A 12,583-nucleotide genomic window follows, 5' to 3' on the forward strand; every position below is an offset into this window, starting at 1 on the left:
ATCCGAACTTTCGAGTTTGACGATGTCTGATTGGGATCGCAGGGGGCGAAGCATAACGTAGCCGTTCTAAGTCGAAGCGGGCTTGCGCCGAGCCAATTTGGCGTTTCTTAGACAAAGTCTATGAAAACCGTTCGAGTTTGCGAATACATTTCTGCACGATGGTGCTGTGGTGCTCGTCCGAGACGGACACGTAATAGCGACCGTTGAAGAGGAGCGCCTCAACCGGATCAAGCTCACCAACAAGCTCGCAAGTGGGGCGATTCAACACTGCCTTTCAGCCGCTGTGGTTCAGTTCAAAGAGATCGATCGGGTAGCCTTCTACGCTGCCGAAGCTATTGTAACGCCGCCCTCGAGAAGATGCTTGTTTCCAGCCGGACGCTTCCATCCTTTAGGATGCTAAAATTGATGGTACAGAAGCTGTTCGCGCAGGAGTTCGGCACCGAGCTGGGGGTTCGCGTCTCTCATTTGTAAGTCATCCCGCCGCGCCCACTTCCATCTCCATCAGCCGCTCGGCGGCAAAGCCGATCATCTCGCGCATTGATCGGCGTCGGGATCTTCTTCACGAGCCCGCGCAGGTCCATCATGTTGGTCATCGGTGCTTCCTTCGAATCAGGTTGTCAGCAACCCAACCCTACCGAAAAACATCGATAACCCCCGCTACGCCGCTCGCTCGCTACCGCGCTGTTGAGGGCGCGCTCGCGAGCGGCTTCTCCACCGTCGAGCTACACCCCGTCCCAGGGCGCGACCCGCAGCACTGCCAGTGCAGATTGGGTCGCGCTCTTGAGCGGCTTCTTTCAGTTCGTATGCCTGCCATCGATGTAACATCGAAGATGCGGGAGATGGTTTTTTGCATGCTGCGGGAAATCCACCACCTCGTCGATCCCGAGAGATGGCATAGCCACTTGCTCTTAGGGGCTCACACCCGGTCTGTTCGGGGGTGTGCGCCGCCAGCAGGGCTTGCTCGGGCGGTCGGATGCATATAGCTCGACCACAGAAGAAGCGGCCGGACCTTCAATCGTCGTCTGCCGCGACTTCCTTCGCAATTTCGTGTTCAACAAGGAACTACCTATGAGGCGGCAGCCCCGGGCATTCACGGTGGAGATCAGACAGAAGCGCAGTTCTCAAAAACGGAGTCGTTCGATCTGGGGCGATGTCGATCTCACCGCAGCAACGGCCGAAACAAGAAGGGAACTCGAGGAGATGGAGTTGCCAAATCGTCGCCTTGTTGACTCAAGCGTCGTAGCGCTTGATGCTGAACACATGCACAAACCGCGAGCGGAGCATCTCATGGCAAATCCCCTGGACGCAGAACCAGTAACAACTGCAACGCAACCGGCAGCCAAATTGGAGACGCTTGAAAAGAAGAAGGCCAAACGGTCGCCGAAGGCGAAGGCTGAGCCCAGGCCGGCTGCTCGGAAGAATGCCCCTAGCGCGGCGTCCGAGGCGAAGGAAGCACCAGCAGCGACCGTCCGGGCCGGACGTAAGACCTACTCTGAAAAGGAGCGCGCCCAGATGCTCGCCCTGATCCAAAAGTCTATCAGTGGCGGCGACACCCACAAGAGCGCCGTAAAGCAGGCCGGCATCTCGGAACAGACCTACTATCAATGGAAGAAAGCTTCGCCGCCTGCGCCGGTTGGTGACGATCTGAAGGACCTCGTCGCGCTTGAGGAAGAAAACAAGCGACTGAAGAGCCTGCTCGCGGATCGCCTGCGCAAGGAGAACGCGGAACTGAAGAGGAAGCTCGGGCTTTAGTAACCCTGAATCGCAGATCGGAGCGCCAGAATTCTTGTCCGACGCGCTATCCGAGAGCTCATAGTTTACGCGTCCTATCTGCGCTTCGAACCGCACCAGCTGGTCTCGACGCGGCTGGAAGGCATCATCGGCGAAGTCCCGCATACGCCGCTCGATCAGGCTGTCGCCGAGGCTCTGAAAGATATCGGCATCGCAACAGTGAACGGCGTTTCCAAAGCCGCCTGAACGCAACGTCGAAAAGGGACGCCTAAGCTTAGAGCCGCCCCATCAGCAGCAACAGCAGAACCACCACCAGCACCACACCGACAATGCCTGAAGGTCCGTAGCCCCAGGAGCGCGAATGCGGCCAGGCCGGCACCGCGCCGATGAGGACAAGGATCAAGATGATGATGATAATGGTGCTGATCGGCATGAGACATTCCCGGCATTTGCTTCAGGGCAATGCCCTCGCATTGCCGGGGAAACAATGCAAAAGGCCGCCTGGTAGTTCCAGGCGGCCTTTGCCGGTCGAAACGACAAACCTGTCTATTCGGCGGCTTTCGGGAAGGCGATTGCCGGCTCGGTGCCGGTGTCCGCTGTCGGCGTGTCCGACGAGATCTCGCCCTTACCGCGGCGGAACAACCGGCTGATCAAGCCGCGCCGTGCGCCCGGCTTGACCTTGGCACGAGTGAACACCATCAGCATCGACGGCGTCACCACCAGCGTCAGCACCGTAGCGAACGACAGGCCGAAGACGATCGCCGAGGACAGCGAAATCCACCATTGCGTCGACGGCGCATTGATCGTCGTCTCATGATGGAAAATTTCCAGCCCAAGGCCGAAGGCGATCGGCAGCACGCCAAGGATGGCCGACACTGCCGTCAGCACCACCGGGCGCGCACGCTCGCGGCAGGTCTGCAGCACGGCGTCCATCTTGTCCCAACCCTCTTCGCGCAGCCGGTCATAGGTGTCGATCAGCACGATGTTGTTGTTCACCACCACGCCGGCAAGCGCGATGACGCCGATGCCTGACATGACGATGCCGAACGTCTCGCCTGTTATCAGCAGCCCGAGGAACACGCCGATCGTCGCCATGACCACGCAGGACAGCACCAGCCAGACGCTGGTGAACTTGTTGAACTGCGCTAACAGCACCAGGAAGATCAGGAAGATCGCGGCGCCGAAGGCCTTGCTGAGGAAGGCGCTGGCTTCCGCGCTGTCCTCGTTCGAGCCGGCCAGCTTCCAGCGGATGCCGCTGCCGAGATTCATGTCGGTGACGGCCCGGGTGACCTCCTGCTGCACGGCGGCGACCTGGGCGCCAGCGGCGACATTGGCCTGGACGACCACCGTGCGCGCGCCGTCGATGCGGTTGAGGATGCCGACGCTCGGCTTTGCCTTGCGGACGACGAAATTCGAGATCGGCACCGACCCTTGCGAAGTCTGCACCCTAAGCTCGTCGAGCGTCGACAGCGTGCGCCGGTCCTCCGGCAAGCGCAGCCGGATGTCGACCGCCTTGTCGGCGCCGGCAGGCCTGTATTCCGAGAGCTTCAAACCGTTGGTGACAAGCTGCACCACGGTGCCGACCGAGGTCGGGCTGATGCCGTACTGGGCAGCCTTGGCCCGGTCGACCTCGAGCGCCCAGTCGACGCCGGGCGGCGGCAAGCCGTCGGAAATGTCGATGACGCCGGGCACCTTGGCAATGCGCGCGGCGACGGCGCGCGCATTGTCGTCGAGCCCTTTCGGGTCGACGGCCGAAAGCCTGATCTGGATCGGCTTGCCGGTGGGCGGGCCGGCCTCGGGCACGCGAACCTCGACATCGACGCCGGGAATGCCCGCCATGACGCCGCGCAGATCGTTCAGGATATCGTTCGCGGATTTGCGCTCGCGCCAGTCGATGAACTCATAGTTGATGACGCCGACGACATCTTCGGGCACATCCTGGCCGCCGCCCTGGGACTTGCCGACGCGGGTATAGACCGACTTCACGCCCGACCAGCCAAGCAGCCGGTTTTCGGCGATCTTGGTGGCCGTGTCCATTTCGGCCAGCGAAAGGTTGCCGCGGGCATGCACATAAAGCAGGCCGTAGTCTGGTTCGACGCTCGGGAAGAACTCGACGCCGGCGCCATATTTCGAATAGCCCATGAAGATGCCGGCCAGCAGGACGACGGTCAGCACCATCACGGTGATGGGGAAGCGCACCGCTTGCTTGACGACAGCCATGTACCAGCCGTCGCGGTTGTCGTTCTCGTGATGCGGCGGCGCCTTGGCGAACAAGGCGCCCAGCGCCGGTGCAAAAACCAGTGCGTAAAGCATCGAGGCCGAGAGCGTGACGATCAGCGTGATCGGCATGTATTTCATGAAGTCGCCGATGATGCCTGGCCAGAACAGCAGCGGCGAAAAGGCGGCGATGCGCGTCATCGTCGCCGCGATGACCGGACCGGCCATGCGCTTGGCGGCAAGCGCGAAGGCTTCCTGCTTAGGCATGCCCTCGCTCATCCGCCGTTCGGCGAACTCGGTGACGATGATGGCGTCGTCGACCAGCATGCCGACCGCCAGAATGAGGCTGAACAGCACGATCATGTTGATCGTGTAACCCATCATGGCGAGCAGCAGGATGCCGATCAGGAAGGAGGACGGAATGGCGAGGCCAATGAGCAGCGAGGCGCGGCCGGACAGCGCGTAGAGGATGACGATGAACACCAGGATCACCGCGATCATCACGTGGTTCTGCAGATCGCCGAGCAGCTGGTTGACGAAGACCGACTTGTCCTGCGTGTAGGTGACGTGCATGCCTTCCGGCATGGTCTTTATGAAGGCATCGGACACGGCTCTCACCTGGGCGATCGTGTCGATCAGGTTGGAGCCGATGCGCTTCTTCACCTCGATGGCGATCGCCGGCTTGCCGTCGAGACGGGTCACCGTCTCGGCGTCCTTGAAGGTGGAGCGGACGGTGGCGATATCCCTGGCCTGCACCACGGCATTGGGGCCGGCGACGATCGGAAGCGCCGCCACGTCCTGCGGCGTTTCGATCAGCGACGGCACCTTGACGGCGTATTTGCCCTGCGACCCCTCGATGTTGCCGGCGGCGACCAGGCTGTTGGAAGCGCCGACGGCGCCGATCAGCTGGTCGAGCTGCAAGCCATAGGAAGACAGTTTCATCGGATCGATGACGACCTCGACGAGATCGTCGCGGGAGCCCTGCAGCGAGCCTTCGAGGACGCCGGGCACTTCCTCGATGCGGTCTCGCAGTTCGCGCGCCGCGGCGGCCAGCACGCGTTCGGGCAATTCGCCGGACAAGGTGACGACCAGCACCGGGAATTCGGAAATGTTGACCTCGGTGACGACGGGCTCCTCGGCCGCCTGCGGCAGGTCGGCCTTGCCGTCCTGCACCTTGGAGCGCGTATCCTGCAGCGCCGTCGCCAGGTTCGTCTGCGGCTGGAACTCGACCAGCACATAGCCGCCGCCCTGGAAGGCGGCCGAGCGCATTTCCTTGAGACCCTTCAGGCTTTTCAGCTTGCTTTCCATCGGCCGCAGCAGAAGGCGCTCGGAATCCTCCGGCGAAATGCCTTGATAGATCAGGCTGACATACATCATCGGGATCGGAACGTCGGGTTCGGCTTCCTTCGGCGTCGACTGATAGGCGACCCAGCCTGCAATCAGCAGGAAAACCAGGACCGAGATGGTCAGGCGGGCATTGTTGATTGCGAGTCTGACGATATCCATATCCATGACTTATGCCTGCTGTGCTTGTCGGGGAGTGGCGAACGGACTGACGTCGCCGGGCGAGGCCCGGCGCCGGCACGCCTGCGCTACTGCGTCCCGGCCGTGGCCTCGCCGATCAGCTTGTTGATGGTCGCCTGGTCGGCCTCGACCGGCTTGACCTCATCGCCTTCCTTCACCAGTTCCTGGCCGGCGACGATGATGCGCGCATCGGCCGGTATGCCGCCGAGCACGAGGCCGGTCGGCGTGTCGTCGACAAGGTCGATCGGGAAGAACGCGACCTTGTTGTCCTTGCCGACGGCGCGGATGCCGAGATCGCCCTTGTCGCCGAGCGTCACCACCGAACGCGGCAGCAGCACCGCGTCGGTCGGCAGCGCGCTGAGCTGGATTTCCGCCGTCATGCCGGCCGGCACGGAGCCATCGGCATTGGGGATCGCGACCTCGACACGGAAGGTGCGGGTCGCCGACGACGCGTCGCGGCTGATGTAGCGCACGGTGCCTTTCACGGTCTGGCCGCTGACCAGCCGGACATTGGCCTTGTCACCGATCTTGAGATAGCCGAGGTCGCGCTCGCTGATCTCGCCGCGCGCGATCACCGGATCGAGCTTGATGATGGTCGCCACCTCGCCGCCCTGCATGACGGAGCTGCCGAGTTCCACCGGCACCCGGTCGATGACGCCGTCGAACGGCGCCTTGACTTCGTTGCGGTCGAGTTCGGCCTGCGCGGTATCCAGCTGAGATTGCGCCTGGGTCAGATTGGAGCGGGCGGTGTCGAGCTGCAGCTTGGGCAGATTGCCGGTCTTGGCGAGCCGCTCGGCGGCATCGAGCTCGGCCGTGCGCTGCGCCACGAGCTGCTTGGCGTTGTCGACCATCGAGATCTTTTCTTCGGCGGCAAGCATCAGCACGAGGTCACCGGTCTTGACGTGCTGGCCTTGGCTGACCGGCAGCCTGTCGATGACGCCGGCGACCCGGGTTGCCAGCACCGCGCGTTTGTCGGCCTCGGTCAGCCCGGAAATGCGGATGGCGCGCGCATAGGTCTTGCGCGGCGGCGTCACCACCGCGACCGTGCGCAGCGGCGCCTTCGGTTCGGCTTGCGCCGTCTTCGGCTTGCTCGCGTCCGGCGCCTTGCCCTGCTCGACTTCGGCTGCCTTGGCCTTGTTGGCCGCTACGCTGCCGACCGACGAGAATTCGCCTGTCACCATCCACGCCGCGAAACCAATAAGCACAACAATCGCTGCAAGCTTGTGAAACCTGATTTTAGGCATCGTCATTTTTCCACTGCGGGTTCACCTCTGTATGAGGGAAGCGGTCCTCGTTGATGCCGGAGAGGAGAAGCCAGCCTAGGTGAAGCAGCAGTTGCGCGACCACGATCAGATGGCACAGAAGCTTGGCTTCGAGCGTGAACCGAGAACGGCGCCAGTCATAGACCACCGACGTCAAAGAAGCGGGCGTAAGGTCCATCCGCGAAGTGGAGCTGCAACTCATCAAAATTCTGCACCGTCTGGTCTAGCGCTCGCGTTTCCTGGCGCTGAAGGGTGGCGCGATCAGATAGCTCAATGGCCGGAGCGCCCAGGAAATCCCAAACCTTTCCCAGGCAAGCAGCGGGTTCGTGAAGGAGGCTCTCGTATTCGACTACAAGCAGGTGGCTCGGCGTGAAGGAGTGCTCGATGCGAGCGTGGAAATCGTCCGCGGCTTTGAAGTAAGCCTCGCAGTCAGCGATTGACAATCTGACGCGCGGCGGCCGAGCGGCGTCCGAACTGAATTTCAGCCACTGGCCGCTTTGCCTTGCCTGTGCAAAGGACCGTAGCGATTCCAATATGTTTCGGGTTACGAGGATGACCTTGAGTGCTGGCCAACGGGTCAGTTCAGCAAAAAAAGCTGGGCGATCGTGAAATTGGGGTTCATTGATCTTGCAGCCGATATGCGTCACGTTCCTGTAGTCTGGCGTGGGATAGCGCAAATAGGCTTGTTCGAGGAGCTCACGATCGGTGCGTAGCAGGCGATCCTTCCCGGGCCAATTGGTATCATACTCATTGAGCAACTCACCGTTGCTTAGTACGGTCGGATGCTCATTTAGCAATTCCTCCAGATAGTGTGTGCCAGTCCTTGGCATGGCAAGGATAACAAAAGGCTGAGGTGTCGGCGTGCGGTGTGTCATTGCTATGTGTTTCCAGCTAGTAGTGGTCGCGAGGGTTTGGGGCAGACCAGGGCACAACAAGCTCGGCTGCTATGTCTTGAACGGGGACTCGATTCGCCCTCATGCAACCGGACCGCTCCTAGACTTTTCGCGGCCGACATCGGCGGATGCTTGCGGCAATGGCTAAGTGGCGGCTTCGCTTTAGTGTTGCTGTGCCACGCAGCTTGGCTCCAGCTCTGATGGTAACCAGTTCGCGATCCATCGAGGCCTCCTTCTCGGGCCGTCGTCAGCAGCGTCAACGCATCAAGCGTCGACGAAACAGCGCAGCAGAGAGGAAAAACGGCAATACCGCATACATACAAAGTGCGCCGATATGCAGCCCGACGTTGTCTGCCGCGTGGCCAAGCATTACCGGACGGATCAGGTCGATAGAGTTCGCCAGCGGCGAGAAGGCCGCCAGGCGCTGAAAGGCGCCTGGCAGCTGGCCGACTGGAAAGACCGCGCCAGACAGGAACAGCATGGGTGTGATGACGAGCGTCTGATAGAATATAAAATAGTGGTAGCTGGGCGCGAGCGCGATGACGACCATTGCCAGGCTGGCAAAGGCGAAGCCGGTGAGAGCGACGACCGGCAGCACATAGGGGACGGACGTCCACGCCGCATAGCCCAGGGTGGCAGCAACAATGGTAATTGCCGTGCCGGCCAGAAAGGCCTTGGTGGCTGCCCATGCCAATTCACCGAGAACGATGTCGCCCAGGGTAAGTTGTGTATGCAGGATTGCTTCCCAGGTGCCCAGGTCGCGCATGCGACTGAAAACCGCGTATATTGTTTCGAAGGTCGATGCGGTCATCGCGCCTGTCGCGACCATCCCGGCTGCCAAGAAGGCAATGTACGAGGCGCCTTCAACCCGACCTACCATTAGTCCAAGACCAGTACCGAGCCCGAAAAGGTAAATCATCGGATCGGCAAGAGTACCGAGAAGCGACGCAAATGCGACCTTCTTCCACGCCAGATAGTTGCGGCGCCACACCGCAATCCAGTTCCACGCGTTGGCGGGCAGTGCCGCCGCAAGACCTTCACGCATCATTCACTTCTCCATCTCGCGTCCGGTTAGCCGCAAGAAGACGTCCTCCAGACTTGGTGGGCGCTCCAAAATCCGCAGACCCGCGCGCCCGCGAAGCTGGACACGCACCTGCTCTGGATCGGGCGCATAGCAAAAGAGTGTCTCTCCGCTTACCTCAATGCGCTGAACGTACGGCTTAATCAGCGAAGTCAGCTCCTGCGGATTCCCGCCAAAGATCTCGATCACATTGCATCCAATATGTTCGTCTATCAGAGCATGAGGGCTGCCCTCGGCAATCTTGCGTCCCCGCTCCAGTACACACAGCCGATCGCATAGCCGCTCAGCCTCTTCCATGAAATGGGTAGTCAAAATAATCGTCTTTCCGCTCGCCAGCAGAAAACGCAGCCGCTCCCAGATCAGGTGGCGGGCGTGCGGGTCGAGGCCGGTAGTCGGCTCGTCCATTATAAGGAGCTGGGGGTCGTTTATCAGCGCGCGTGCCAACGTTAGACGTCGCTTCATGCCGCCTGATAGCTGGCCGACGCGTGCGTCCGCCTTGCTCTCAAGGCGGGCAAACTCGAGGAGAGATGGAACGACCCGTTGAATCTCCCGTGTACTCATGCCGAAGTACCGCCCGAACACCACCAGGTTCTCGCGGACCGTGAATTCCAGGTCCAGGTTGTCGAACTGCGGAACGACGCCTATGCCCTTGCGGGCCAAGCGACTTCGAGCCGGCACCGGCACTCCGAGCACTGTGATCTTACCCGAGTCAGGCCGGGTCATGCCGAGGAGCATGCGCGCAATCGTGCTCTTGCCTGCACCGTTCGGCCCCAGCAGGCCGAAGCACTCTCCCGTACCCACGGCGAATGACAACCCGTTCACAACGAGCTTGCTGCCAAATGACTTGGTTACGTCGTTAAGGTCGACTGCTACATTGGACATGCGTCTATCTCAGGCTGAAACAGGCCAATCGGCCGGCCGGCTGCCTACGTTCGAGGTTCTGGTCCAGAGCAGCCGTATCTGTGCTGGTCCTTTGGGAAATGACAGCGGAGAAACGCGTGTCGCTCCCGTGCAAAAAAGGGTCGAAAGCCTACGATCGCATTCGGCTGGTTCCCGTTCCGATCGTTGATGCATGCCTAAGCTCTCGACGTATTGGCAACGAAAGTTATTCGGTCAGTCGGAGCTGTGAAGAACCCCAGGCTTAACCAGCTGTGCAGAATCGCGCGAACGATCCGCCGTACGATTCGAGCCGGCAATTCCCGGGCTGCCTGTACCATTTGCTCTGGTGATCGGGTTTGCGATGATGATCGGCTTCTTGCTCCCGTGGGGCTGGGTAGCATTTTTGCGCGACAGCCAGTCACTGTTGCTCAATGTACACAACGCATAAGCTTTCAAGGGAAGGAGGAGAAAGATGTTGATGAACGTGTGCAGAGAAAAGCCGAAAAACCGAGATTGGCGTGCACGAAAAGCTATCACGGTGCATCGAATGGTCGTCATGCCGGCAATGATCACTGCCGTTGGCCAAGGCACCGTATCTGTCAATGCGAGCTCTGCGAGCCCGGCTAGTACAGCGACGGCGAGCAACAATGGGCCGAGATTCTGTCCAATTACGTCCAACGTGAGATAGCGATCGAGGCTCGGCAACAGGCGCAGTGCCAGCAGCGTGTCGCGGAAAGTGCTTCGTGCCCATCGTAGTTGTTGGCGCAGATAGGGCCCCAGCTTATCCGGAACGACTGTCGCCGCGATCGCGTCCGGAACGTACTCGGTCCGAAAGCCTGCTTTCAGCATCAGGATGGTAAGATGGCGGTCCTCGCCGAAGTCGCTAGGCTTGCCCCTAAACAGCTGAGTCTCGTATTGATCTAGCAGCGACATCAGAGAAGAGCGGCGGTACATTGCACATGGGCCGCAACAGCACATGACCGCACCAAAGCGAGCCTGCGCAGCGCGCTCCTCGTTGCAGGCGAGCCAGTACTCCATGTCAATCAGCCGGGTCAACCAAGTGTCGCTCCGGTTGGATGCCGTCAGCTGGCCCATGGCGGCGCCGATCGCTGGATCCCGCATCCTTGCGGTAAGTTTCGCAATCACGTCGGGCTCGAGAGTCGTGTCAGAGTCGACGCTGAGCACGAAATCTCCAGACGAGCCACGGATCGCTGCGATCTGCGCCTTGCGTTTGCCGACATTGTGGGGGAGCTGAATAAACGTGAATCTGGGGTCGTCTACGTAGGCGTGATGCACCGGCGTGAGGGCCTTGCGATTTCCAGAACCGTCATCCACCACATAGACGTGCAGCTTTCCGGCGTATTCCTGGTTGGCAACCGAAGCCAGACAGGCCGAAAGTGTACGCGGCTCCTCATTGTAACAGGGGATAACGACATCCACGCTCGGCCAAAGGTCGGAGGCGAGCAAGTCGTCCGAGATTGATGCAACGTGTCCCGACTGCGCGTAAACCGCTTGCATACCTTTATAAACGGTCGAGAGCAGCGCATAAGACGAAACGGCGACGGTACTGGCTGTGGTAAGCGGGTCCATAAGATCTCGTTTGTTCAATGATGTTGAGGAAGGGGTCGGACTGTGAATCCGCGGTCGTGCAGCGCTGGAATCAGGCGGGACAGCGCCATAACCGTCTGCTCGCGTGGATCGCTTTGAGAGCGCTCGCACCCGTCGTGCAGGAGCACAATCGCGCCCGGGCGGAGACCGGCAAGAACTGAATCGACAATCGAGTCGGCGCCGGGGCGAGACCAGTCTCGCGGGTCTACTGACCAATGCAGGGGTGCCAATCCAGTGCTCGCCGAGGCTGTGAGAACTTCTTCGGTCCAGCTCCCATACGGCGCACGAAAGTACCGCACCGCAGCGTGGGGGCACGCCATCATGATGGCGCTGTTCGCCTCAACGATTTCACGTTCAACTTCGCCGGGTGCGCATTTGGACAGGTCCGGATGAGTCATCGTGTGATTGGCCACTTCATGCCCATCTGCAATCATTCGCCGGATAAGCTCCGGCCGGTCTACAGCCGCGTCACCGATCACGAAGAACGTCGCCGGTGTCCGGTGTTGCGCCAGCAGGTCGAGGACCTCCGGTGTCCAAACGGGATCGGGGCCGTCGTCAAACGTGAGATAGACGCTGCGCTCTTCGGTGCCGTCAGCGCAGTCACTGGGCACTTCACATATACAGTCCAGATGTTTCATAGCTCCGGACCGTTCCGCTCGATGAAGGTGCCGGACGGCCACTCGTCCATCGAGCGCCCGATCGGCGAGACCAGGACGAGATCGTCCTCCAAGCGTGTGGCCGGCAGGTCGGGATGTATGTCTGCCAGGGTCGAGCGGATGCGAACGTCCGGCACAATCTTCCCAAGCCCCGCATTGCAGAGCCTCTGAATATGATTTCGCATTTCGTGCCGAACCGTGCCGAAAGCGAATGGAACGCCCATCTGCTCCAGCGCTGGATACAGACTGCGCATCGACAAGCTGATGCCGAGGCCCTCAAGATCCCGACGCACCCCGTACAATCCGAGTTCGGCCACCAGCACGTCGATCTCGCCAACTTTGATGAACCGGCGCAGTAGACCGAGATGTGCCGCTACACCGTGCGCGTCCCTACCAATTGCGCGGAACTCTGGCCTCGCGCCGGCCCAACTGCGGCCGCCTTCGAATCGCCTTGCGGAGAAGGTGCCAGTCCCTCCATAGGTTTTGTGCAAGAAGTCTGAGAGCTCGACATGCTCATGCAGTTGCAACTCGTTTTCCCAACACAACCTCCACTGCACTTCAGAGCGCATGGAAAGACCTCATTCGTTCGTGTTTTCCTGAGGTAAGCGCCTAATGACGGGGAGCTTGTCGCGTCGAGCAGACGCGATATGGCTTTCGCAGATCACCGAGGAACTTTAGCCGCACTGGACATGCGATCCGGCCGACACCGGAAGGCGTACGCCAGAAATGCTG

General features: G+C 60.7%; 12 protein-coding genes. 2 read left to right on the top strand and 10 right to left on the bottom strand.

Annotated elements, in window-relative coordinates:
• Positions 1-169 precede the first annotated feature (169 nt).
• Positions 170-400: a hypothetical protein gene (locus BQ8482_RS40800; RefSeq protein WP_425293537.1), complete on the top strand. Its 231-nt coding sequence runs from the start codon at positions 170-172 to the stop codon at positions 398-400.
• Positions 401-461: 61 nt separating this feature from the next.
• Here the strand turns inward: BQ8482_RS40800 and BQ8482_RS40200 are convergent, their stop codons facing one another.
• Positions 462-593 (bottom strand): hypothetical protein, encoded by a 132-nt coding sequence (locus tag BQ8482_RS40200; protein ID WP_280113299.1) that lies wholly within the window; start codon positions 591-593, stop codon positions 462-464.
• A 475-nt stretch (positions 594-1,068) separates the two neighbouring features.
• On the opposite strand from BQ8482_RS40200, the gene BQ8482_RS31365 reads away from it, so the two are divergent.
• Positions 1,069-1,752, top strand: a complete 684-nt coding sequence (locus BQ8482_RS31365; protein WP_244603066.1) for a transposase — start codon at positions 1,069-1,071, stop codon at positions 1,750-1,752.
• 253 nt (positions 1,753-2,005) lie between these two features.
• Here BQ8482_RS31365 and BQ8482_RS31375 read toward each other — a convergent pair whose 3' ends face one another.
• The 9 genes from BQ8482_RS31375 to BQ8482_RS31415 form a co-directional block, all read right to left on the bottom strand.
• Positions 2,006-2,164: a DUF3309 family protein gene (locus BQ8482_RS31375; protein WP_077378844.1), complete on the bottom strand. Its 159-nt coding sequence runs from the start codon at positions 2,162-2,164 to the stop codon at positions 2,006-2,008.
• Between the two features lie 113 nt (positions 2,165-2,277).
• Positions 2,278-5,454, bottom strand: a complete 3,177-nt coding sequence (locus BQ8482_RS31380) for an efflux RND transporter permease subunit (protein WP_123151134.1) — start codon at positions 5,452-5,454, stop codon at positions 2,278-2,280.
• A gap of 86 nt (positions 5,455-5,540) precedes the next feature.
• Complete coding sequence (locus BQ8482_RS31385) at positions 5,541-6,716, bottom strand: efflux RND transporter periplasmic adaptor subunit (protein ID WP_008878236.1); 1,176 nt, start codon at positions 6,714-6,716, stop codon at positions 5,541-5,543.
• Between the two features lie 155 nt (positions 6,717-6,871).
• Positions 6,872-7,609, bottom strand: a complete 738-nt coding sequence (locus BQ8482_RS31390) for a sulfotransferase (protein ID WP_123151120.1) — start codon at positions 7,607-7,609, stop codon at positions 6,872-6,874.
• Between the two features lie 274 nt (positions 7,610-7,883).
• Positions 7,884-8,672, bottom strand: a complete 789-nt coding sequence (locus BQ8482_RS31395) for an ABC transporter permease (RefSeq protein ID WP_008878233.1) — start codon at positions 8,670-8,672, stop codon at positions 7,884-7,886.
• 3 nt (positions 8,673-8,675) lie between these two features.
• Complete coding sequence (gene nodI / locus BQ8482_RS31400) at positions 8,676-9,590, bottom strand: nodulation factor ABC transporter ATP-binding protein NodI (RefSeq protein ID WP_008878232.1); 915 nt, start codon at positions 9,588-9,590, stop codon at positions 8,676-8,678.
• A 231-nt stretch (positions 9,591-9,821) separates the two neighbouring features.
• Complete coding sequence (nodC, locus tag BQ8482_RS31405; protein WP_123151121.1) at positions 9,822-11,177, bottom strand: chitooligosaccharide synthase NodC; 1,356 nt, start codon at positions 11,175-11,177, stop codon at positions 9,822-9,824.
• Between the two features lie 14 nt (positions 11,178-11,191).
• Entirely contained in the window at positions 11,192-11,833 is a 642-nt protein-coding gene (nodB, locus tag BQ8482_RS31410; RefSeq protein WP_008878228.1) for a chitooligosaccharide deacetylase NodB, read from the bottom strand.
• Positions 11,830-12,420 (bottom strand): NodA family N-acyltransferase, encoded by a 591-nt coding sequence (locus tag BQ8482_RS31415; protein ID WP_123151122.1) that lies wholly within the window; start codon positions 12,418-12,420, stop codon positions 11,830-11,832. Before BQ8482_RS31415 ends, nodB begins: the two co-directional genes overlap by 4 nt.
• Positions 12,421-12,583: the final 163 nt, after the last annotated feature.

Source organism: Mesorhizobium delmotii (genome assembly GCF_900149755.1).
Taxonomy (GTDB): Bacteria; Pseudomonadota; Alphaproteobacteria; order Rhizobiales; family Rhizobiaceae; genus Mesorhizobium; species Mesorhizobium delmotii.

Excerpts from the sequence above, each read along its gene's own strand:
- BQ8482_RS40200 (WP_280113299.1), bottom strand. The coding sequence starts at position 593 with ATGACCAACATGATGGACCTGCGCGGGCTCGTGAAGAAGATCCCGACG.
- BQ8482_RS31365 (WP_244603066.1), top strand. The coding sequence starts at position 1,069 with ATGAGGCGGCAGCCCCGGGCATTCACGGTGGAGATCAGACAGAAGCGC.
- BQ8482_RS31375 (WP_077378844.1), bottom strand. The coding sequence starts at position 2,164 with ATGCCGATCAGCACCATTATCATCATCATCTTGATCCTTGTCCTCATC.
- BQ8482_RS31380 (WP_123151134.1), bottom strand. The coding sequence starts at position 5,454 with ATGGATATCGTCAGACTCGCAATCAACAATGCCCGCCTGACCATCTCG.
- BQ8482_RS31385 (WP_008878236.1), bottom strand. The coding sequence starts at position 6,716 with ATGCCTAAAATCAGGTTTCACAAGCTTGCAGCGATTGTTGTGCTTATT.
- BQ8482_RS31390 (WP_123151120.1), bottom strand. The coding sequence starts at position 7,609 with ATGACACACCGCACGCCGACACCTCAGCCTTTTGTTATCCTTGCCATG.
- BQ8482_RS31395 (WP_008878233.1), bottom strand. The coding sequence starts at position 8,672 with ATGCGTGAAGGTCTTGCGGCGGCACTGCCCGCCAACGCGTGGAACTGG.
- nodI (WP_008878232.1), bottom strand. The coding sequence starts at position 9,590 with ATGTCCAATGTAGCAGTCGACCTTAACGACGTAACCAAGTCATTTGGC.
- nodC (WP_123151121.1), bottom strand. The coding sequence starts at position 11,177 with ATGGACCCGCTTACCACAGCCAGTACCGTCGCCGTTTCGTCTTATGCG.
- nodB (WP_008878228.1), bottom strand. The coding sequence starts at position 11,833 with ATGAAACATCTGGACTGTATATGTGAAGTGCCCAGTGACTGCGCTGAC.
- BQ8482_RS31415 (WP_123151122.1), bottom strand. The coding sequence starts at position 12,420 with ATGCGCTCTGAAGTGCAGTGGAGGTTGTGTTGGGAAAACGAGTTGCAA.